At 52.4% G+C, this 22578-nt stretch carries 20 protein-coding genes; 15 read left to right on the top strand and 5 right to left on the bottom strand.

What is annotated here, in order from left to right; translation table 11 throughout:
• Window positions 1-20: 20 nt before the first annotated feature.
• The 9 genes from AAFN83_RS14035 (at window position 21) to mscL (ending at window position 12148) form a co-directional block, all read left to right on the top strand.
• On the top strand, window positions 21-1601 hold the full coding sequence (locus tag AAFN83_RS14035) for a DUF3502 domain-containing protein (RefSeq protein ID WP_347770395.1): 1581 nt from the start codon (window positions 21-23) through the stop codon (window positions 1599-1601).
• Window positions 1602-1801: 200 nt separating this feature from the next.
• Window positions 1802-2701: an ABC transporter ATP-binding protein gene (locus AAFN83_RS14030; RefSeq protein ID WP_347770393.1), complete on the top strand. Its 900-nt coding sequence runs from the start codon at window positions 1802-1804 to the stop codon at window positions 2699-2701.
• Window positions 2698-4002 carry an ABC transporter permease gene (locus tag AAFN83_RS14025; protein ID WP_347770391.1) on the top strand — a complete coding sequence of 435 codons (1305 nt, stop codon included), beginning with the start codon at window positions 2698-2700 and terminating at the stop codon, window positions 4000-4002. The genes AAFN83_RS14030 and AAFN83_RS14025 overlap by 4 nt, the downstream gene beginning before the upstream one ends.
• 988 nt (window positions 4003-4990) lie before the next feature.
• Entirely contained in the window at window positions 4991-6661 is a 1671-nt protein-coding gene (locus AAFN83_RS14020) for a hypothetical protein (protein WP_347770389.1), read from the top strand.
• Between the two features lie 43 nt (window positions 6662-6704).
• On the top strand, window positions 6705-8231 hold the full coding sequence (locus AAFN83_RS14015) for a hypothetical protein (RefSeq protein WP_347770387.1): 1527 nt from the start codon (window positions 6705-6707) through the stop codon (window positions 8229-8231).
• Between the two features lie 561 nt (window positions 8232-8792).
• Complete coding sequence (locus AAFN83_RS14010) at window positions 8793-10073, top strand: ArsB/NhaD family transporter (protein ID WP_347770385.1); 1281 nt, start codon at window positions 8793-8795, stop codon at window positions 10071-10073.
• A 57-nt stretch (window positions 10074-10130) separates the two neighbouring features.
• Entirely contained in the window at window positions 10131-11306 is a 1176-nt protein-coding gene (locus AAFN83_RS14005; protein WP_347770383.1) for a cation:proton antiporter, read from the top strand.
• 54 nt (window positions 11307-11360) lie between these two features.
• The gene (locus AAFN83_RS14000; protein ID WP_347770381.1) at window positions 11361-11669 is read left to right on the top strand and encodes a hypothetical protein; all 309 of its coding nucleotides are present in this window, start codon (window positions 11361-11363) and stop codon (window positions 11667-11669) included.
• Window positions 11670-11746: 77 nt separating this feature from the next.
• Complete coding sequence (gene mscL, locus AAFN83_RS13995; RefSeq protein WP_347770379.1) at window positions 11747-12148, top strand: large conductance mechanosensitive channel protein MscL; 402 nt, start codon at window positions 11747-11749, stop codon at window positions 12146-12148.
• A gap of 93 nt (window positions 12149-12241) precedes the next feature.
• Here mscL and AAFN83_RS13990 read toward each other — a convergent pair whose 3' ends face one another.
• Window positions 12242-13483, bottom strand: a complete 1242-nt coding sequence (locus AAFN83_RS13990; RefSeq protein ID WP_347770377.1) for a multidrug effflux MFS transporter — start codon at window positions 13481-13483, stop codon at window positions 12242-12244.
• A 120-nt stretch (window positions 13484-13603) separates the two neighbouring features.
• On the opposite strand from AAFN83_RS13990, the gene AAFN83_RS13985 reads away from it, so the two are divergent.
• Both AAFN83_RS13985 and AAFN83_RS13980 read left to right on the top strand, forming a co-directional pair.
• Window positions 13604-14254 carry a YhbD family protein gene (locus tag AAFN83_RS13985; RefSeq protein WP_347770375.1) on the top strand — a complete coding sequence of 217 codons (651 nt, stop codon included), beginning with the start codon at window positions 13604-13606 and terminating at the stop codon, window positions 14252-14254.
• Window positions 14244-14975 carry a hypothetical protein gene (locus AAFN83_RS13980; RefSeq protein WP_347770373.1) on the top strand — a complete coding sequence of 244 codons (732 nt, stop codon included), beginning with the start codon at window positions 14244-14246 and terminating at the stop codon, window positions 14973-14975. Before AAFN83_RS13985 ends, AAFN83_RS13980 begins: the two co-directional genes overlap by 11 nt.
• Before the next feature lie 76 nt (window positions 14976-15051).
• On the opposite strand, the gene AAFN83_RS13975 is transcribed toward AAFN83_RS13980, so the two are convergent.
• Both AAFN83_RS13975 and AAFN83_RS13970 read right to left on the bottom strand, forming a co-directional pair.
• Complete coding sequence (locus AAFN83_RS13975) at window positions 15052-15690, bottom strand: FMN-dependent NADH-azoreductase (RefSeq protein WP_347770371.1); 639 nt, start codon at window positions 15688-15690, stop codon at window positions 15052-15054.
• Between the two features lie 205 nt (window positions 15691-15895).
• Window positions 15896-16252: a winged helix-turn-helix transcriptional regulator gene (locus tag AAFN83_RS13970; RefSeq protein ID WP_481810511.1), complete on the bottom strand. Its 357-nt coding sequence runs from the start codon at window positions 16250-16252 to the stop codon at window positions 15896-15898.
• A 104-nt stretch (window positions 16253-16356) separates the two neighbouring features.
• Between AAFN83_RS13970 and AAFN83_RS13965 the strand changes: the two genes are divergently transcribed.
• Entirely contained in the window at window positions 16357-17055 is a 699-nt protein-coding gene (locus AAFN83_RS13965; protein ID WP_347770367.1) for a pirin family protein, read from the top strand.
• Between the two features lie 59 nt (window positions 17056-17114).
• On the opposite strand, the gene AAFN83_RS13960 is transcribed toward AAFN83_RS13965, so the two are convergent.
• Window positions 17115-18029, bottom strand: a complete 915-nt coding sequence (locus tag AAFN83_RS13960) for a DMT family transporter (protein ID WP_347770365.1) — start codon at window positions 18027-18029, stop codon at window positions 17115-17117.
• Window positions 18030-18310: 281 nt separating this feature from the next.
• Here AAFN83_RS13960 and AAFN83_RS13955 point away from each other — a divergent pair, with 281 nt between their 5' ends.
• The 3 genes from AAFN83_RS13955 (at window position 18311) to AAFN83_RS13945 (ending at window position 21970) form a co-directional block, all read left to right on the top strand.
• The gene (locus AAFN83_RS13955) at window positions 18311-19426 is read left to right on the top strand and encodes an aminopeptidase (protein WP_347770363.1); all 1116 of its coding nucleotides are present in this window, start codon (window positions 18311-18313) and stop codon (window positions 19424-19426) included.
• Between the two features lie 10 nt (window positions 19427-19436).
• The gene (locus tag AAFN83_RS13950; RefSeq protein ID WP_347770361.1) at window positions 19437-20051 is read left to right on the top strand and encodes a TetR/AcrR family transcriptional regulator; all 615 of its coding nucleotides are present in this window, start codon (window positions 19437-19439) and stop codon (window positions 20049-20051) included.
• 221 nt (window positions 20052-20272) lie between these two features.
• Complete coding sequence (locus AAFN83_RS13945) at window positions 20273-21970, top strand: hypothetical protein (protein ID WP_347770359.1); 1698 nt, start codon at window positions 20273-20275, stop codon at window positions 21968-21970.
• Window positions 21971-21987: 17 nt separating this feature from the next.
• Here the strand turns inward: AAFN83_RS13945 and AAFN83_RS13940 are convergent, their stop codons facing one another.
• The gene (locus AAFN83_RS13940; protein ID WP_347770357.1) at window positions 21988-22419 is read right to left on the bottom strand and encodes an HIT family protein; all 432 of its coding nucleotides are present in this window, start codon (window positions 22417-22419) and stop codon (window positions 21988-21990) included.
• Window positions 22420-22578 lie beyond the last annotated feature (159 nt).

The raw sequence follows: 22578 nt of genomic DNA, 5'->3' as shown, positions 1-22578 counted from the left end.
ACAAAAGGGAGGCAACACTTATGGCAAAAGTGAAGAGGCTTTCAGCACTGCTGCTTGTATTCGTGATGATCTTCGTCCTCGCTGCGTGCTCCAAGAGCAACGGCTCCAGCGAGCCGTCCACCAGCTCCACAAATGGAAGCGCTACCGACGGCGGAATCGACACCTCCAAGTTCGTCAAGATCAGCTATGTCGTGTTAGGCAACAAGCCGACGAATGGACAGTTTGAGAAGGTATTGGCGGAAGTGAACAAGATCATGAAGGAAAAGATCAACGCCGAGCTCGAATGGAAATGGGTCGAATGGGCGGACTGGCAAACGAAATACAACCTTTTGCTCGCTTCTGGAGAATCGATCGATCTGATCACCATCGGAACCGACTGGCTGGACACCTGGGCGAACGCACAGCGTGGAGCCTTCAAAAACCTCGATGACCTCCTGCCGAAATACGCGCCGGAAACCTGGAAATCCGTCAAAGCGGAAGACTGGGAGCAAAGCAAGTACAACGGCAAAATCGTCTTGATTCCCGAGGATCAATATACCCAATGGGTCAACCACGGCTTCTTCTATCGCGGAGACTGGGCGAAGGAAGCCGGCATTACCGAGCCGATCAAGGATTGGGAGACGCTTGGCAAATACCTGCAATATATCAAGGATAACAAGCCGGACGTAATTCCGTGGGATTTGGCTTCGGGCGCTCAAACCTTCGGCGGCTTCAACGCCTCTTATTCGGATAACCTGGAGCTTCCGATCAGCACCGGCAATATCCCGCTGTTCGCTGCCAATTCCTTTGAAGATCCCTACACCGTCGCAGAACCGATCTATTCCGATGTGATGGTGAAGTATGCGACGATGATGAAGGAATGGGCAGACAAGGGCTTCTGGCGCGAGGATGCCTTGAACAACAAGAACGACAACCGCGTAGCCTTGAAGGCCGGGCTGTCCGGTCTCGACCAGCACCATACCCAAACGTACAGCACCCTGCGCGTGGAAATGGATAAGCAGCAGCCGGGTTCTGATCTGCAGATGTTCGCCTTCAACAGCACCCGCGGCACCAACCTGATGTCGCTGTCCATCACCCATGGCGGCACCTCGCTTGGCGCTCACAGCAAAAACCCGGAACGTGCTCTCATGGCCTATGACCTCATCCGCAACAACGAACAAATCTACCACTTGATCAACTACGGCATGGAAGGCGTCCAATATGAAATCAAGGACGGCAAGCGCGTGCTTCCGGAAGGCTACAACGAAACCAATGACGCCTTCTACTCCGATTTCTGGGGCGGTCGCATGGACAAATTCGAAATCCCGAGCGTAACGGTGTGGGATAAGATCGGCGATGTATACGCTCAGTATGACAAGATCAAGAAGCCGTACCTCTATGGGCAATTCGTCTTCGACAAGACGAACGTAGAAGCCGAGCTGACGGCAATCTCCCAAGTATCCTCCGAGCTTGGACCGGCCATCGCCTACGGAAAAGCCGGCGACCCGGTGAAGGCGGTCGACGAATTCCGCGCCAAGCTGAAGACGGCAGGCTATGACAAGGTGAAGGCGGAGCTGCAAAAGCAGCTGGATGCCTACAAGGCGCAACAAGAAAGCAAATAAGCGGTCAGTTTAGCAAGGAAGCAGGCAGGCGGTCCAGCGGGCCGCCTGCTTTTTGCTGTTCGTTTTTCCATCCAACATCCTCTATTCGTATTGGCAAACCTTGCCGACTTCCGATACGATAGAGAAGCGGCTTGTTTCTGAATCATTTTGCAGGAAGCCAACGTAAGAAGAGAGTAACCATGATGAAGGGGAGGCAGACAATGACGGTTCTACAGCTTGATAAGGTCACCAAGCGCTACGCCGAGAAGACGGCCGTTAACGGAATCTCGCTCGATGTTCAGAGGGGAGAAATCTTCGGACTGCTCGGAGGCAACGGGGCAGGCAAGACCACGACCATGCGTATGGTGCTGGGCCTGATCTACCCGGATGAAGGCAAGATCCTCTACAACGGCAAGCCCTATTCCAACGAATTGCTGAAGCGGCTCGGCTACCTACCGGAAGAACGCGGCTTGTATCCCAAGACGAAGGTTAGCGAGCAGATTCTTTATTTTGCCGAGCTGCGCGGCGTCTCCCGGAAGACCGCCGACAAAGACCTCAAGGACTGGTTGGAGCGCTTCGGTGTCCCGGAGTATTACAACAAGAAGGTCGAGGAGCTCTCGAAGGGCAATCAGCAAAAGATTCAATTCATCGCGTCGGTCATTCATAACCCGGATATCCTGATTCTCGACGAACCCTTCAGCGGCCTCGACCCGGTCAACGTAGAGCTGCTCAAGGCTACCGTCCTTCAACTGCGGGAGGAAGGAAAGTCGATCCTCTTCTCCAGTCACCGGATGGATCACGTCGAGGAGCTGTGTCAGAACATCTGTATCTTACATAAGTCCGAGACGGTCCTGAAAGGAAACCTTCGCGACATTAAACAATCTTATCCGAAGGAAAAGGTTATTCTGGAGACGGCCGTTCCCGTAAGCGGACTCGATCGTCTGGATCACGTAAGCCTCGTGAAGAGTGAGGGCAATCGCTATGAGCTTCGGGTAAGCGTACCGGAAGCGGCCCAGCAGATTTTGCAGCAGGCGATGGCTCAGTCGGCCATTCACCGGTTTCAGATTCTGGAGCCGACCCTGACGGAGATCTTTATTAAGAAAGTGGGGGATGGGGAATGAGAGGGTTCTGGACGGTCTTCAAATTTACATTCTTGAACCGCATGAAGTCAAAATCGTTTCTCGTGACGACGATCCTCTTTGCCGTTCTGATCGCGGCAGGGATCAACGCACCGAACGTCATCTCCTCCTTCTCAAAAGGATCGACGACTACCGTCGGCGTCTTTGCGGATACCACCATTTCTCCTGCTCTGATTCAATATTTCAAAGACAAGGGCGATACCAAGCTGACAATTGCGGAATACCCGGATCAAGGCTCGGCGGCGGCGAACGAAGAGTTCGCCAAGAAGCAGGTATTCGACAAGGAGGTCAAAGGCTTCCTCGTCGTCCAGTCGGCCAAGGAAGGGCAGTTCCCTTCGTTCCGCTACTTGTCGCAGGGAACGTTCATGCAATCCGGCCCCAGCACCAAGCTGGAGGTAGCCCTGCAAGAGATCAAGCTGAGTGAAACGGTGAAGGAGCTGAAGCTAACGACTGAGCAAGTGGCCCTCCTGAACGCGCCGGTCGATTTTGAGCCGATTCAGGTGGACGCGGGTTCCTCCGACACCCCGAGCCACGGCACCGCGGGGGCAGGGAAGACGCCTTCCGAGCAGCTCGTTTCCTACATCCTCGTCTATGCGCTCATGATCCTGCTCTTCATGGCCCTGTCCATGTACGGCAACATGACCGCGTCTGAAATCACGGCCGAGAAGAGCTCCCGCGTCATGGAGGTGCTGATCACCAGTGTCGCGCCTCTTAAGCAGATGTTTGGTAAGGTGTTCGGGATGTTCCTGCTCGGCGTCATGCAGATCACCGTATTCATTCTCGTCGCGGTGATTAACCTGAACCTGCCGAGCAATCGTGACTTCTTCATCAGCAATGACCTCGACTTTGGCAGCATCGATCCGATGCTCTATGTCTACTTCGTGCTGTTCTACCTGCTCGGGTTCTTCCTGTATGTCATCCTGTACGCGGCGATGGGCTCGATCGTCAGCCGGACGGAGGACCTCGGCCAAGCCGTCATGCCGATCACGCTCCTGTCGCTGGCGGCCTTCTACATCGGCCTGTTCGGCATCAACGCTCCGGCCAATACCTTCATTCGCGTAACCTCGTTCATTCCGTTCTTTGCACCGAACGTCATGTTCCTGCGGATCGGCATGTCGGGCGTCCCCACCTGGGAGATCTGGCTGTCCATCGGCATCCTGGTGCTGTCCATCCTGTTCCTCGGCTGGCTGTCCGCCAAGATTTATCGCACGGGCGTCCTCCTGTACGGCAAGCGTCCGACGATCAAGGAAATTCGCAAGGCCATGAAGGCTTATAAGCTGTAAAGCAAGCGGGGGAGATGTGGGTAATTCGGGTTATTGCCACTCCGGTTCTGCAAAAAATCATTTGCTCTGAAGAAAAGCTATGAGGAAAGTATAAGAAGTCCTATTATAGGTAACCTTAGACTAACCAATGATTGCAGGGGAGATCGTTTCACTTGGAATGAACATGTAGCATAGCTGTACTATTTCATTACTATTTTTCACCCTTGTAGCATTGTATCTGTATGTACATGAAGAATATTATCTTTCCATATGTTGGGGAAAAAATTGACTATCGGGCAGGAAACATCCAATTTGTGGTGCTACCGTAATCGGATCCTGTCGCACTGTAGAAATGCCAAGAAAACCCTTCGTAAACCAAAAGGAGTTGTCCAGGTTATCTGGACAACTCCTTTTGGTTGTAAGGCATAAAAGCCTGGTTAGAGTAACTAGTCAGATGGGAAATTTGAATGATGGGTTTGTTTGAAACGTGTTTATGGAAGCAATGGACACTGATGCCGACCAGTATCCTTAAGCTTCGGCATTTTGTGTTTGAGACTGTGCTTGACTTGTCATGACTAAGTATAAAAGGAGTGAATGCGAAATGTATCGAGACGTAAACATCACCCATCCGAATCCCGGGAAGCGAAAGGGCTGAAAAGGCAGCTTTCCTGGAGCTTTGTTAATCAGTGTAACTCCCTTAATGCGGACTCGCATATTAGATGGTGTGAGAGACGGCGGCCAAGGGCTTCTTACTACTCGACTTAAGTAAAATTATTACCAAGTGTATTCAATTTTTTGGTTTTGTAGATAATAAAAAGGGCTAAGGAAGGGTTCTGCAACTCCGACATGTCTAACTCTGATCGAAAGTGTAGATGATGCTTCGTACCACACTGTGAGCAAAGGCTCCTTCGTGATGCCTGGACATATATTGTCGAAAATCTAATCGAAGCTTTAATGGGTATGAGCAAGGGTCATACATTCAGTAAACATTATGGAGGAGTGAATCAAATTGACAAGTTCAATGAACGAGGGGCTTGGCGTTGCAACATCTGGAGTGATTTGGGATGTTGGTGACTTCAAATTATTTCAGAGCTCGAGAGAAGACACAATTCTTTTTACGAAGAAGCTGCCGTCCCTCTCTAAAGATTCAGACGGGAGATATCACTTCTCTTTGTTCATATATCGTGAACAGACAGATGACACGTATAAAATTACAGGAGGTTCTGTGATATTCACTCTCACATCAGCGATACAGTACAGCGTAGAGGAGCTAAGTAAGGTGAAGGACAGTTGGCGTACTACTCTACTTAATTCCGGGAATGCAAAAACCGACAATCCAAACTTTATACCTTTGCGTATGGAAAGCGCTAAGTCCCAACTGGTGTATGACCAAAGAATAGGTACTCCCCATAGCGCTCATAATGATATCAAGGCAGGTATTCAGGGCGGAACGAATACCTTCCTAATTGATTTAACAGAGCTCGGTGCTCAAGTATGTGAACAAGGCATCAAAGAGAAGGGCGGGTTACCTTTTGGCGTCCTATTCTCATATGATTACTTAAGATGGCTGCCGCGAGTTAGTGCAGAAGTTCGTTTAGATGGCAAGAAGACGTTTGAGCATTTCTCCACAGCATTCAAGGCAACTTATGGTAACCGTTGGGTATCGGTGAAGACAGAAATTGAGACCGTTTGGGAGAATATGCAAAGGGATGGAGCAGTTAGTGTTCATTTCACAGGTAGTGGCTCTCCAGAAGTTGAGCAACTTAAATCGCAACTTGTTACTACTTTTTTAGATCAAGCTCTGAAGTCTTGGTTCGCTCTCCTATTCGAGCCAATACCAGAAGTCGAACCTGCATCAACTTCAGGCGGAGGTTCTGGGTTTTTAGCTCGAGGGAAATTTGCAATGAAGTGGGTTAAGAAGGAAGACGCAGTCGATCTTAACTTAACCCTTGATTTTGATGGGTGGTCATCCATTACTCAAGATACGGATGTTGGTGGAGCTGCTCTGTTTGCTGGTATTGATGAGAGTTATATAACTGATGTTCAAACCCAGATCTCTTATCCAGCCGCAATCGTGGTTGACCCAGATGAAATGTTGGAAAACGTTGGCGTTTCCTGGAGCGCCAGTGATGAGGAGAATCAATCCAGTACTCCACAATCACCTGTTTTTACTAGTGAGGGTGGAAATAAGACCTATACTGTAACAAGCCAGAAGCCGGATGAAGTAGTAATTCGGTATACTGCGGAAATCAACTATAAGCCTGACAATTGGCCTATTATCCAAACAAGCGGGGAGGAAAAGGGTCGAGAAGGCAGACAACTCACGATAAAAACCTCAAGTTGGGTGGGGAGACTGAAAATAAATATGGAGATTCGAGAGGGGAACCAAATTATCCCGCATAGCCAAGTATCTAAGGATGACTATCTGACAGTTAATATTGCATACTCGGGTCCCCACTTATCGACAGCCATTAAAGAATCCATGAGAGTTACACCAAACGAACCCTTAGAATTTGCCTACCCAATCGATATGCAGGGACGCTCAAGCGCGGCAACGATGAGCATCTTCGGCGTCATTGGGGGGAATCTCATCCAATCAAATGAACAGCAACTCGATTTATCGAAAGTCACGCTTTATCTATTGGCAAATAAGGATGGCGTTGAAATTGTTGCTCGTTAGGGTTTCAATTGAACCTTAAACATTGAGTAAGGAGATAAGCGAAATGCCTAATGACTTTAGGGATTTTAGGTCTGGTGACTTACGGGAAATAGAGGGCAGGTTGATTCGTTCTGACAGGGTAATTGAGGGGCGCGATCTGTATGATCGGCTTCGAAGTCGAAGAGGTGGTGAGGATGTTCTTCCGCACTCGGAAGATCCTTTACGAGAAGTCGGGCTTACTCCACATCCAGATGATCCACATTTTGATGAACCCATTGAGTTTATAAAACCATTCGAGATTAACGGCATTCAATTAAGGAGTGTTGGAATCAAAATCATCAATGCCAAAATTGTAGCGGATCACCCCCTCCAAGTTGGGGACTATTATTTTTGGCCAACGGAAGATAATCATGTTATGTTTGTTTGCCGTCGAATACCACAAATACATGATTTTCACCTGGTTCTTCATAAAGAGGTGATCGGCAGTACAATTAAGATTACTGGCGGAAGCCTTTCTTACGTCGCGGATATCGATGTATCTGATTCGGAAATACAGTTACAACAGTTCACTTGGAGAAAAGGCTTAGAGGAACTTGGAAAGATTGGCTCCAATTTCGAACCATTGGACATTGAGATAGAACAGCATAAATTGGAACTTCCGAAAGAAACTATTCACACTTCTATCTCAATGCTGAACTTCGTTGAAATCAATCTCACTGAGAGCGGCGCACTAATGTGGAAAGAAATGCTAGAGAAGAAACATGGAGAACAACTTCCTGGCATTCATCAAGTTATGATCACTTACAGCAATGGCTATATTGATTTCATGGAGGAAGGTCAACCCAAACCTCGATTGCCTTTATTTGACGAAAGAAATATATTTCAATTTAATTTGCCTGCCAGTATCTATTTGGGTCAGTTTGGACCAGAGGTCATCACCATTACAGACCCGAAGATTGAGAATGAAACGCATGTGATCGTTTCCGGGGACCCTATCGTGGAGCATGTGATCGTTACGTTGATTGGCAGTAACGGCTTATCAATGAGCCAAACCTTCACCTCTAAAGGCGGGAAGCTCTCTCATAAGTGGACTACAGATGAGATGCAGACATTGGAAGTTAATTGGGAAGCTGTGATAAAATATAGTCCCAAAGGGTGGCCCGAAGTTAAGGAGGTTGGTAAGTTATCGGCCCGAGAGAACAAGCTTATCACCATGATTAAGCCAGAAGCTTGGATCAGAAAGCATTATCTAACGGTTCTACACATAGACGATCAAGGGAAACCTCTTCCAGCTGTTTCCACCCAATCCTATCAGGTGTATGCTGAATTCATTTTCACGGCTTCATTCATTAAAGGGGACGGGGTTATGAGATCAACCTACCAAATGGAGTCTCAGAAAACATTGGAGATCTCCTTTCCTAAACCTCCAGATGAGCTTGAAGGAGTCTTGGAATTAAGGGTGGCTGTATTCATGAATAACAAAAAGAACCTAAAAATAATTAAATTAAATGAAGATGAGATTATGTTGACTGCACAAATTTCCCCGGACGCTACCATCTTGGTGGAAACCAATAAAACTAAAAGACAATGAGGAAAGGCTGCCCTTTGTTATTAGTAAAAGGTGTTGCTTTTTCATACATTCTAGTTAAAGGTGGACATCCAGTATAGTCAGAGATATATTTTTTCATATAAAGAAGCGCTACCGTGTGATTAATAATGGAAATGGGAAGCCATTTCAAGGGCTTAGCATGAACTCCCGCCTTATGCCAGCGAGTCGGTGAATATCAAATAATAATATTTACCTGTACTAGACACCATACAATGTGGGTTCATAACAGGGATCGAACTTGTTGTAGACTGCAGTTGGATCAGATCCAGAGTCATTGGAAAGGCGGGAACAATCAAGGGAGCCAGTGGAAGCAGGATTTTTCTATTCACAAAAGTGAATAAACTGGCTAAGCAGATGGGGGCTGTCGATCATCGAGGAGGCCTGACCTCTGCGATTTACAATCTAGCAGAGATGCACTATACTAGCGTTAAGTAAATACGCGAAACAACCGGAGGAGCCTGCCAAAGCGGGCTCTTTCTGCATTTTTTTGGGCATTCGCCGGACATTCTAACAGGTGCGGCTGACGGTATAGGGAGTGTGGATATGGAACAGCAGGCTTATTGGGCAATAGGGATTTTTCTGGTTACGTATGCATGGATCATCTCGGAAAAGGTACACCGGACGATTGTGGCGATGCTGGGCGGGATCGTGGTCCTGGCTACGGGCATCGTCTCGCAGGAGACGGTGCTGCAGCATATCGATTTCAACACGCTCGGCCTTCTCATCGGCATGATGATTCTGGTGAGCATCACGGCGGATACCGGGATCTTCCGGTACGCGGCGGTTTGGGCGGCGCGAAGAGCCAAGGGAGAACCGATGCGGCTTCTTCTCCTGCTCACGACGATTACGGCCGTAAGCTCGGCTTTCCTCGACAACGTGACGACGGTGATGCTGCTGGTCCCCGTTACGTTCAGCATCACCAAGCAGCTCAAGGTGAATCCGATGCCGTTCCTGCTCGCCCAGATCATGGCTTCCAACATCGGGGGAACCGCTACCTTGATTGGCGACCCGCCGAACATCATGATCGGCAGCGCGGCCAAGGAGTTGACGTTTCTGGCATTCATTCAGAATCTGACGCCGATTATTCTGCTCGTGCTTGCCGTTTACCTGGTTCTGTTCTACCTGCTCTTCCGCAAGCAGCTGCAGGCGTCCCCTGAGCGAAAGCAAGCGCTTCTGGAGATGGACATGAGCGGCTTGATCACAAACCGGCGACTGCTCGTGAAGAGTCTCTCGGTCCTCGCCGTCACGATCCTCGGCTTCTTCCTTCATCAGGCTATCCACCTGGAATCGGCTACCGTGGCGCTTGGCGGAGCGTTCCTGCTTCTTCTGCTGACAGGTGAGAAAGCCATGGAGCAGGCGTTCACTAAGGTCGAGTGGATGACAATCTTCTTCTTTATCGGATTGTTCGTTCTCGTGGCCAGCCTCGTGGAGACGGGAGTGATCGGCGAGCTCGCCAAGAAGGCGATGGAATGGACGGGGGGCGATTCGCTCACCGCCTCCATGCTGATCCTCTGGATGAGCGCGCTGGCGTCTGCGTTTATGGACAACATTCCCTTCGTGGCAACGATGATTCCGCTCATCCAGGAGATGGGCCAGATGGGTGTCCACAACCTGGAGCCGCTCTGGTGGAGCTTGGCCCTCGGGGCATGCCTCGGAGGCAACGGCACCTTGATCGGCGCGAGCGCCAATCTCGTGGTGGCCGGATTGTCCGCCAAGGAAGGCCACCCGATTCGATTCGTGCCCTACCTGAAGCTGGGGTTCCCGCTCATGATCCTCTCGATTGTGCTGTCCAGCGGGTATATCTACCTTCGGTATTTTGGGTAAGGCGGACCGCCGCAGCATCATGAATGAACCCAACTTAAATAGAAAGGTGGACCTTCTTTGCTTATTCTGCAACTTGCCATCATCGTGCTCGCCTCCAAACTGGCGGGAGAGCTTAGTTTGAAGCTGCGCCAGCCTGCTGTGCTCGGCAAGCTTCTCGTCGGGGTCATACTCGGACCCGCTGTTTTCGGACTCATTTCCCCCAACCATGTCTTAGAGGAGTTCAGCCAGATCGGCGTGATCCTGCTCATGTTTTTGGCGGGGCTTGAAACCGATATCGACGAATTCAAGCGTTCCGGCAAAAGCTCAACCTATGTGGGGCTGGCAGGCATCGTCGTTCCGCTCCTTTTGGGCTATGCGGCGGGCGTCAGTGTGATGGGCCTTACCGGGATGGAAGCCGCCTTCCTCGGTCTCCTGTTGTCCGCGACCAGCGTGAGCATTTCGGTTCAATCGCTGAAGGAGCTGGGTCAGTTGAAATCGAGAGAAGGGGCTACGATCCTGGGGGCCGCGGTCATTGACGATGTCCTCGTCATCATCGCGCTCGCCTTCCTCATGAGCCTGTCCGGAGGGGACGTAAACCTGGGCATGATCGTGGGGAAAAAGGTGCTCTTCTTTGGCGTCGCGATCCTTGCTGGCTGGAAGGTCGTTCCCTGGATGATGAAGCAATTCGCTCGGCTGCGCGTCACGGAGACCGTCATATCAGCGGCACTCATCCTCTGTTTTGGTTTCGCTTATTTTGCCGAATATACGGGCGTTGCGGCTATCATTGGCGCTTATGCAGCGGGCATTGCGATCAGCCTAACCGGGTTCAAGCACGAGGTCACGGAAAAGGTGGAGACCATCGGCTATGCCCTCTTCGTCCCCGTCTTCTTCACCTTGATCGGCGTCAAGGTCAGCTTTGACGGAATCGCCTCCCAGCTGTGGCTCATTCTCGGTTTGAGTTTGCTTGCCGTTGCGACCAAGCTGGTCGGAGCTGCCCTGGGTGCAAGAGCGGCGGGCTTCAACTGGAACAGCTCGCTTGGAATCGGCTCCGCCATGGTATCACGAGGAGAAGTAGCGCTTATCCTTGCCGGAATCGGCCAGGGAGCGGGGCTTCTGTCGGACTCGTTGCTTACGGTTCTGGTGGTGGTGGTCCTCGTCACGACGGTCGTCACCCCGCCGCTGATGAAGGTGTTTTTTGGCAAGGTGTCCAAAGAAGTGGAAGCTTCTGTTCAGACCGGAATGGATGGGCTATAATGGGGGGGAGAAGGGACGCCTGAGCCATCTTGTCTAAGAAAAGGGGCGATCAGCATGACCCGAAATCGCAAATGGTGGTGGGCCGTCATCAACCTGATGATCGGTGCGCCGGGAGGGTTCGTGTTCATCTTTACCGTCATTGGAATCGACGGGTTCATGGGTCCGCCAACCCGAAGGGGACAAGCGGCAGCCATGACGATGGCGACGATCTACCTGCTGATTTGGCTGCTTGCCAACGCTTTTCTGCTTCGTGATGTTCGCGGAAAACAGCGCATTCTGTGGTTTCTGGGCTCGTTTGCGATCGTGGCCCTGTCCGGTTTCCTCGTGACACTAGCGGTGGTGCAGTTGAAGCTGTTGTCCTGAGTGCCGCAAGGTTGTCCCGCAGTAGGGGAAACGGAAGGCTCAGTCCGTCCTGAAATGACGAGGGGGCTGTCGGGATCATGTGGAAAGAGTTCAAAGCATTCGCGTTAAAAGGGAATGTGCTCGACCTGGCCGTCGGGGTCATCATCGGGGGAGCATTTGGGAAAATCGTCAGCTCGCTGGTAGCCGACATCATCATGCCGCTCGTAGGGATTTTGCTGGGCGGGTATGACTTTCAGGAATTGTCTTATACCGTGGGGGATTCGGCGATCAAGTATGGTCAGTTCTTGCAAACAACCATTGATTTCTTCATCATTGCCTTTTCCATCTTCCTGTTCATCAAGCTCCTAACGAAGCTTCAGCGCAAGAAAGAGAAGCCCGTTGAGCCGGCCAAGCCGATCGTTCCTTCGCGCGAGGAAGCTCTCCTTGCCGAGATCCGCGACCTGCTGAAGGCGCAAGGCGGGGCGAAGGACGTTCATTGATTCGCTCGCAAAACACCAAAAAGAGTGCCTCGATCCCCCTAAGCCCTCTGGCTTAGCGATCGGCGGCACTCTTTTTTATTTCGACGGGGCCTCTTAAGCGGCCTCCGTCTGACGTCCCCGGCTGCGCGTGAGCAGGAAGAAGAGCAGCGCGAGCAGAGCAGCGGCGGCGACAAGCAGCCCCATCGGCAGCGCCGAAGACTCACCGGCGATTCCGACAAGCGGAGAAGCGAGCGCTCCCGCCGTGTACGGCAGCAGGCCAAGGATGGCCGAGGCGCTTCCGGCGTGCTGCTTCTGGTTTTCCAATGCGAGCGCGTTACAGGTGATGTTCACACCGCCGATTGAGGCGATGGTGACGAACAGCGGAATCATGATGAAAGCGAGCGGGGCTTCCATGAGGATGGCGGTGAGCAGACCGGCTGCTCCGAATGCGATGAGAAGAAGCGACACGCCGAGGAGCTTCTCGGTGCGCACCCTGCCGGCGAGCCGTCCGGTGATCTGGCTCGCGAGAACCATCCCCAGGCCGTTCAGGGCGAAGATCATGCTGAACCCTTGGGGCGACACATCATAGATATTCTGGAACACGAACGAGGAGCCGGAGATATAGCTGAACAAGGCGATGGCGGTCGAGGCTTGCGTGAGGGCGAAGCCCATGAAGGAGCGGTCCTTGAGCAGGCGTCCAAAGGTGGAGAACGTTTGGACGAGTCCACCTGTAGATCGGCGTTCGGCTGGCAAGGTTTCTTCCAGTCGGAAGGCGACAGCGAGCAGCATGACGACCCCGATCAGAGCCAGCACGACGAAGACGCCGCGCCAAGGCATGAGCGTGAGCAGGAATCCACCGAGCACGGGTGCAAGCACCGGTGCGGTTCCGTTCACGAGCATGAGCACGGCGAAGAAGCGGGTCAGCTCGGAGCCGGCGTAGAGATCGCGAGCCATCGCCCGTGAGATGACGATACCGGCCGAGCCGCCGATTCCCTGGAGCAGCCGCAGAACGAGCAGGGTGGTGATCGAAGGAGCGAAGGTGCAGAGAAGAGAAGCGGCGGCGTATAGGAAGAGCGACACGATCAGCGGCTTGCGGCGGCCGAGCTTGTCACTGAGCGGCCCGGCGAAGAGTTGGCCTAAGGCGAGGCCGATGAGGCACGCGGTGATGCTGAGCTGGGCAAGCGAAGCGGTCGTTTCGAACTCTCGGGTGAGAACAGGAAGCGCCGGAAGATACATGTCCAGCGACAGCGGCCCGAAGGCGGACAGGATGCCAAGAATGAGGATGAAGACAGCGCTTCGTTTGGCTGGAGCTTCACCGGGAGTCAACGTCTTGGATGAAGATGTAGATTGTTTCATAAAGTAGTCTTCCTTTCAGGTGAAAAGATATCAAGGACGATCATATCACAAACAATGGGCTTGTGGCGCTTTACATGCGTAACAGTGTTATGTTACGCTCTTGATCAAGGAGGGATTTTGTTGGAGGACGACTTGATTTCCAAAAAAGACCTGCTTGAGCTTGCAGGCATTTCTTATGGGCAGCTATACCGCTGGAAGCGAAAAAACCTGATTCCAGAGGATTGGTTTGTCCGTCGATCGACCTTTACCGGCCAAGAGACCTTTTTCCCGCGGGCTAAGATCCTGCAGCGCATTGCCAAAATCATGAACATGAAGGAAGACCTTTCGCTCGACGAGCTGGCTGATGTGTTCTCTCCGGAGCCTGCCTCCATCGAAATGGACGGGTGGGAGCTGGTTCGCCGCGGCATCGTTTCGAAGGAAGCCCTTGCTTTGTATGAAGAGGTCTTCGCTTCGACAAGCGGCCTGTTATCCTTCGACCATCTACTTAGTATTTACATTCTTCATGGCTTCCTGGACCGGGGAGACATGGTTCTTGACGAAGGCAGGAAGCTGCTTGGAATCCTGCAGACCCAGCTGAACGAGCAAAAAGGGCTGAGCGGCGAAGTGCTCTTGGTGCGCAAGCTGGGAATCTCCATCGTCCTGGCGACGGCAAATCGGGACACATTGTGGCTGGAAGACGGGCTGAGGGTCCTTGCACGCAGTTCCATTGCCGTGAGGAGCGAGGAGCTTAAACTTAAATTGGGAGCGGGAGGGCACGCGCATGATCAGTGAGCAAGGCAACCATATCTCCATCAATGGAATGGGCAGCGCAAACGGCGGTACCTATGAGAACGTTGAAATCAACGGACATGGCAAAGTGAACGGGGGTCTCCAATGCCGCAATCTTACGACAAACGGTCGGTCCCGGCTGGTTGGTGAGGTGCGGGCTGATTATTGCCAGGTCAATGGCAGCTCAATCATCGAAGGCAGCGCGAACGTAAACCAGTTGGTGGTTCACGGGTCCTCGACGGTAAACGGCTCCTTTCAAGGGCAGGAGCTTCGGGTTGACGGCCATACCCGGTTCAATGGGCAAGTTACGGTCGATCGGGTAGACATTCGCGGCAGTCTGTCGGTAGGCGGGAAGATGGACGCCGAGACCCTTGCCTGCAATGGAAAATTCCGCGTAGATGGCCTGCTGAATGTAGAGAAGCTGGAGCTTACGCTCCATGGCTCGAGCGAAGCACAGGAGATCGGTGGAGAAACCATCCAGGTCAAGCGCTCGTTTATGGGAAGCGGCTTGGGCAAGGTGGTCAAGGACTTCATCGGCATCAGCGATCGGCTCACCGCAAATGTGATCGAGGGGGATCATGTCGTTCTGGAAGCGACACGAGCCCACGTGGTTCGCGGCAATTACGTAACCATCGGACCGAACTGCGAGATTGGTTTGGTGGAATACAAAACCGAGCTCCAACGCGACCCCGGTTCCTCGGTTCGGGAAGAGCGCCGCATCTAATCGTTACCCATAAAAAGAAGCCTCCTCGTTCGCCGCATATGCGGTGACAGGAGGCTTCTTGCGATATTCGACTTGTTTAGAACGTGGTGGCCAGCTTCTTGGCGCGTTCGATGGCTTCTGCCTTGATTTCAGCAGCCTTCTCCGGTACATACGCCATGCCTTCGACACGAAGCAGCTCGTAGTTTTGAATGCCGTAGAACGCCGTGATGGTGCGGAGGTAACGGTCGCCCATTTCCATTTCGGCACCAGCGCCTTGGGAGTAGAAGCCGCCGGCTGCTTGAACGTGCAGAACCTTGCGGTCGCCGGTCAACAAGCCTACAGGACCTTCTGCGGTGTACTTGAACGTCTTGCCTGCTACGCTTACGGCATCAATGTACGCCTTCAGAACAGGAGGGAAGCTCAGGTTCCACATCGGGGTTACGAACACGTAACGGTCGAAGCCGACGAATTGATCGACGAGCTCTCCGAGGCGGGCAACCTTCTTTTGCTCAGCATCGGTGAGGGCATCAAATGCGCTTCCTTGAGCCAGCTTGCCCCAGCCGCTGAATACATCGTTATCGATCTGCGGGATGTCAAGGCGATACAGGTCAAGAACGACCACTTCATCTTGCGGGTTAGCCGCTTTGTAGGCATTCAGGAATTCGTTGCCGACTGCAACGCTGTAAGAAGCTTTCTCATCATGAGGGTGTGCAACAACATAAAGAAGTTTCGACATGGATTTCTCTCCTTTTTTTAAGAAACGAAAGATTAGAATGGTTCTCGTGATGCCATCCTACCTCATAGACTAATCATTGTCAAGTTAATAACAAATAATAAGCAATTGAGGCGTTTGGAATCGGGATTTGCCAAAAAGAAAAAGCAACCACGGATAGTATTCGCAGTTGCTCCAAATGTATGCGAGAGCCGCGCGCACCCTAAGGTTACTCAGCGGCTTCTTCTGGACAGCAGGGAGCGAGCGTCATCCATTTATCCGCCCATTTTTGCACTTCCTGCATGATGGGGTCCAGCTCCCGGCCCTTCTCCGTCAACAGATATTCAATTCGTACCGGTGTTTCCGGATACACCTGACGGGTAACGATTCCCGCCTCTTCCAGCTGCTTCAGCCGTTCGGCCAGCATGCGGTCGCTCATGTTCGGGATGCGGTCGACAATTTCACCGAACCGTTTGCTTCCCGTAAGCAGAACCTGCAAGATCAAGCCCGTCCAGCGTTTGCCAAACAGTTCAAAGGCCGCCTCAAATTTGGGGCACAGAGGATGTAAGTTGTGCATTGTCATCATCTCCACCTTCATCATAACACAGTTACTTGACAAAAGTAAGTGCTTGTTGATAACATTCTAAATAAAAGTAAGTTACTAAAATTTATCGATGAGGAGTTGCTTCCATGATTACCATTCGGCGAGCGCAAGATCGGTACCAGGCAGACCACGGTTGGTTAAAGACCTCTTATAGCTTTTCCTTCGCGGATTATTATGACCCGCATAACATGGAATTCGGCCCGATGCGCGTTTTGAATGACGATTCGATCGACGGACATCGCGGCTTTGCTCCTCACCCTCACCGTGAGATGGAGATCGTCACGATCGTGTTGGAGGGAAAGCTGAAGCACCAGGACAGTACGGGGCAGACCGCCATCACCGGGTTTGGCCAGGTTCAGCGAATGAGTGCGGGCACGGGAGTCGTTCACTCGGAGATGAATCCCGGTGCCGAGACCGCTAAGCTGCTGCAGATGTGGTTCGAGCCACAGACGCGCGGGCTTGAGCCTTCTTATGAAGCCAGCGACTATGACCTTGAAAAGCTGAAAGGTGCTCTCCTGCCGGTCGTGTCCAAGCACCCGGCACCCGGTGTGGCAGCCATTCATCAGGACATGACCATATACCTTTCTCGTTTGACCAAGGGGCAGCCGCTTACCTTCACTCAGCCGGAAGGCCGGCGTATCTATCTGTTTGTCCTGGAAGGGGCGCTCCTGCTGAACGATGGGGAGAAGCTGGCCAGGAGGGATGAGGCGCGCGTGACGGAGACAACCGAGCTGGCACTGGAAGCGGCGGAGGACAGCTTGTTCATGCTCATCGACCTCCCTTGACCGCGGGAGAATAGCCATTGAAGAAGAAATGACAGGCCTGACCAGGAGAGGCACCTTCCCTAAGGTGCCTCTTTTTGATGGGCGTGTACGGCGGGTGTCTCTTGGTTTGAACAGCCGAATGTAGTCAGATAGACACCAGCGAATACAAGGAGCCCCCCAACGATTTGAGAGTTCTCGATGGCGTTCCCCATGAGGACGCTCAAGACAGCTGTAAACACGGTAATCAGATTCATATAGACGCCTGAGCGGCTAGCCCCAACCTTTCGAATCCCGGCATTCCAAAAAATAAATGACGCGACTGAAGGGAACAGTCCGATATAGAGGATGCCGATGACCGCCTTGCCGCTCAAGGGGAACGGGTTGCCGGAGGCCAGGAAAAAAGGCAGGAGCACGGTAAGACCCAGAAGAGCGGATACGGCAGTAGCGGTAATCGGCGGAATCCCCCGGGTCCTCCTGCCCAACAGGGAGTAGGCTGTCCAAACGGAAATGGCGGCCAACATGATCAAGTCTCCCGTATTGTAAGCCATCTGGAGGATCAATGCGGGAGATCCTTTGGTCAGGACCAGTAACACTCCGACGAGAGAGACCAAGAGCCCCGCTACGGATGAAACCGTAAGCCGCTCTTTAAGGAAGAGGGCAGCGCCCAGCACGATCAACGCGGGATTCATTGCATTGACTAAGGAAGCATTGAGCGAGGTCGTGAAGCGCAATGCCTCGTAAAGAAGAAAGTTGTAGCCAATGACCCCGAGCAATCCCATCAGCAGGAGCAATGGCCACTTCCTCCAGACCGCGCGCCAATCCGGCTTCTCCGCGATCTGCGCAATCGGAAACAGCAAGCATATCGCAATCGCCCAACGGCAGAACGTCATCTGAACGGGTGACAGCTCTGCCACCACCAGCTTGCCGAATACATAATTTCCTGCCCAGAACAAATTAGCCAACACTAAGAATAGATAAATCTTTCGCTTGCCCACTGAAGAAGCCTCTTTTCCATTCCAATCGAAATTCAGCTTGCAGCATGACTTTTATGCACACTCTAGCCATTATAACGCGAGCAACGGGCATAGGGCCGGCCAAATGTTTACGAAGGTTGAACTTTGTCCAAGGGCATGACTTTGGAGCTCCCGTCGATTCCCTTGAAAAGCCCTTTGAGTTGTGAGATAATTTAACATGACTGGTCGGTCAGTTTTCGCAAAGACTACCGAAAGCGGCCGACGCTTCGGAACCCTACTTTTATGAAGGAGAGCGATTCGTGATGAAAGACCCTCGTCTCACCAAGCTTGCCGACCTCTTGGTCAACTACTCAACCTCGGTTCAACCGGGTGAAAATGTGCTAATCGAAGCAATCGGCATCGACAACGCCCTTGTGCAGGAGGTTGTGAAGGCGGTCCATGCGGCCAAAGGCAACCCGTTCGTGGCGATCCGCGACCCGCAGGTGACTCGTGCGCTCGTTCTCGATTCCACGGAGGACCAAATCAACACCTGGTCGGACATCGACAACTACATGATGAGCCAGATGCAAGCTTATATCGGCATTCGCGGCGGCAGCAACAGCTATGAGATGGCGGATGTTCCGGCCGAGCAGATGAAGAACTATCAAGCGCTGTACAGCCACAAGGTTCACAGTGAAAACCGCGTCAAGCGGACCAAGTGGGTAATTCTGCGTTACCCGACTCCGGCCATGGCCCAGCTCGCCGGCAAGAGCACGGAGGAGTTTGAGGACTTCTACTTTGACGTCTGCACGCTGGACTATCGCAAGATGGAAAAGGCGATGGACCCGCTCGAGGACCTCATGAAGAAGACGGACAAGGTGCGCATTGTCGGCCCCGGAACCGATCTGACCTTCTCGATCAAAAACATCGGCGCCGTCAAATGCTGCGGCAAGCGCAACATTCCGGACGGAGAAGTATACAGCGCTCCGGTTCGCGATTCAGTTAACGGCGTGCTGTCCTACAACACCCCGTCGCCTTACCAGGGCTTTACGTTCGAGAACGTAAAGCTGACCTTCGAGAACGGCAAGATCGTGAAGGCGGAAGCGAACGACACCGAGCGGATCAACAAAATTTTCGATACGGACGAAGGCGCCCGCTACGTCGGCGAATTCTCCTTTGGCTTCCACCCTTACATTCAACACCCGATGAAGGACACGCTGTTCGATGAAAAGATCGACGGCAGCTTCCACTTTACCCCGGGCCAATGCTACGACGCGGCATACAACGGCAACAAATCCGCGATCCACTGGGACATGGTCTGTATCCAACGTCCGGAGTACGGCGGAGGCGAGATCTGGTTTGATGATCGTTTGATCCGCAAGGACGGTCGTTTCGTCGTGCCGGAGCTTGACATCCTCAACCCGGAAAACCTGAAGTAGGAGAGCGGTCATGTCGCCCAAGGTGTCCGATGCATACAAGGAAGAGAGAAGACAGGCCATTCTCGATGCTGCTCTTCACTGCTTCTCGGAAAAAGGCTACGGCTCCACCACGGTCGATGACATCGCCGCCCGGCTCGGCGTGAGCAAAGGGGCCGTCTACCTTTATTTTTCCGGTAAGGAAGAGCTGTACAACCAGGTGATGGAGGAGCGCATTCAGCATTCGCTGAACGGGATGAAGCGGCGGTTTCGTCCGGAGGACAGCGCAGAGGATAAGCTGCGGCAGGTCATCCGGGCGTTCCGCGAGCAGCCTCTGCCGGAGCTCAAGCGGCTGCTTGCCTTCTACCTGGAATTCTGGCTCGATTCGGCGCGTCGTACCGACCGCCGCGGCGAGCTGGAGCGACAAAGCGCCTACGCGGAAGGCTTCCTTGCTGCGATCGTGGAAGAAGGCGTCGGGTCGGGCGAATTCCGAGCGGACGCGAATCCGGCGGAGCTCGCGGCCTTGTTCTGGGCGATGCGTGACGGGATCGCCCTGCAATTTGTCGCAGGCGGTGAGGAAGAGGATTACCATCGGCGGATGGATGCGATGGAGCGCTTGTTCTTCAACAGCTTGCTGCCGAATCGGTAGAATGGGCAGAGAACAATAGATGAGATAGAGCCTTACCTGCGCCTCTCCGAGAGGGTAACCCTTTTGGCGCGGTTGGATGAAGAGCCTGCACAGGTCGTTGTGCAGGCTTTTTATCTTGGGTTGTTTTGGCCTTTGTTGGCTCTTGTTTGGCCCGTTCGGGCAGGAATAGGCTGGAAGGTTGTCGAATCACGGAGGAAAGAGAATCGGCAGGAGGAACGGAAATGATGAAAAGAACGCTTCATTTGGTCATGGCCTTTTTGTTGATCGCAACAGGTGTGGGCTCGACTGCTCATGCGAGCGACAGCGTACAGGCACGAGTAACGACAAGCAGCACGTCCTTTGACGGAGAGTGGAAGGAGAGCGCCGGGTTCAACATCAAGGGCAACAATTATTACCGCCTTCGTGACCTGGCCCGCAATCTATCGGAAACCACCAGCCAATTCGACGTAACGTGGAACGGTAAGGAGAACGCCATCGAGATTGTGACGGGGAAGGCATACTTCTCCGATGAATCAGAGGAGATCCCCTCCTACTATCCGTCTGAATCTTATCGTGCGGTCCGCTCCACCTCCAAGGTCATCATCAATGGGACGAAGCAAGAGATTCTCGCGTACACCATTGAGGGGAGCACTTATTTTCAACTGCGTGACCTGGCGACCCGAATCCCTTTTGAGGTCGAATATGACAGCAAGGAGGATCGAATCGCGGTCTATTCTCAGGTGCCGGAGCATGCTTATCGAGCGAAGACGGCTTTCACTGCCTCCGAATCCAACGTGGTCGAGAGCGAGCTTCCCCGCTGGCAAAGTCAGGTCAAATCGAATCTCATCCAAAACCAGGATGGAACGATAAGTGTCATCGAAGCATCCGACAAACTGACGATCGAAACGTATGATGCCGGCTACAAGCTGGTTGGCCAAAAGAGCTTACCGTTTGAGCTTCCCTTGTTCGGGGCCTTTTACAGTGGAGAGAAGTATAACTACGTCGCCTTCGGACAGAAAAACAAGGAAGAGAACGACGAAAAGGAAGTCATCCGCATCGTGCGGTACGACAAGAGCTTCAACCGAATCGACAGTGTCTCGATCAAAGGGGGACCCAGCTACACGGTGATCCCGTTCGATGCGGGTTCAGGGCGTATGGCAGAGAGCGGCAATAAGCTGGTGTTCCATACTTCCCGGGAACGATATACGTCCGAGGATGGACTGAACCATCAGTCTCAGCTCACCATTATCGTGGATACCTCGACCATGAAGGTCGTGAACGACCTGGGCAAATTTCAAAAGAACCACGTAAGCCATTCCTTCGATCAATATGTTCAGTTTGACGGCAGCTCTCATGTGCTGGTGGACCATGGCGATGCGTATCCACGTTCCATCGTGTTGCATAAAGGCAGCGGATCTCAGTATACCGAAGCCGATTTGTTCAAGATTCCCGGCGCGATCGGAGCCAATGCCACCGGTGTCTCGCTCGGCGGCTTCGAGCTGTCGGCCAGCCATTATATCGTCGCGATGAATTCGGTGGATCATTCGAAGGTGAAGAGCTACACCTCCTATGAACTGGTCGGCCTGGACTTGGACCAGAGAGACATTCTGCTGGCCCTGCTGCCCCGAAACAGCATGACGGGTGCAAAGACGGTCACGCTGGCCCGCTATGTCGGAAGCGACAAGACGACTTCGATTCCAAAGCTGGTCAAGCTGACAGACGACAAGCTAATGGTGCTGTGGCAGGAGTTTGATCGAGAGGGCCGGATCGGCAGCCTGAAGTATGTCTACGTGAATGGGGAAGGGACGGCGCTCGGAGCCATCCAGACCGCTCCGTATTTTGCACTATCCGATTGCAATCCGGTTTTGTCTGGAGATAAGGTCGTTTGGTACGCCGACATGAAGGGCAATCGGACGTTCTATACGATTCCGGTAGAGTAGAACGAAGAGGGAAGAAGTCAGGATCGACTTTTTCCCTCTTTATTTATTGCCCTTATCATCTTTTCCTTGGTTTCGCCTAATCGCAATTCCGCACCGTGCGGATGCAAGGGCTCACTCCAGCTAAATCCGTCCCCTTCGTACCGGGGTATGAGATGCATATGGTAATGGTTAAGGTCGTTGAATTTCCCTCCATTTTGACAAATGCTAATCCCATCCGGTGCAAACAAACTCTTCAAGACAACCGAGAGCTTCATGGATGCATCCATGATCGCATAGGCCGTCTGCGGCTCCAGCTCTTCGACATCCTTGTAATGGCGTTTGGGAAGGATGAGCAGATGTCCTTCCTGAAACGGAGCGATATCAAGCACACACGTAAGCAGCTCGTTTTCATAAACGATGTTCAAGTTGGGTTCAATGCCATTCGCAATTCTGCAGCCCAAGCATTCCATGGATGTCGTCACTCCCTTTGAAGTATAGCCTTCTTATTCAACTTTTGGTCTTCGGATTCCTTGCGGTCCAAGTACGAAATCATGCAAATAAGGTGTGCAGGTATTTCGGTATAACGCCAGAAGGAAGGGTTCACAATCGGCAGGGCAGAGTGGTATAAT

This window comes from Gorillibacterium sp. CAU 1737 (assembly GCF_039888655.1).
Lineage (GTDB): Bacteria > Bacillota > Bacilli > Paenibacillales > NBRC-103111 > Gorillibacterium.
The sequence above is the reverse complement of the archived record's forward strand: the minus strand, read 5'-3'. Positions and strand labels throughout refer to the sequence as shown.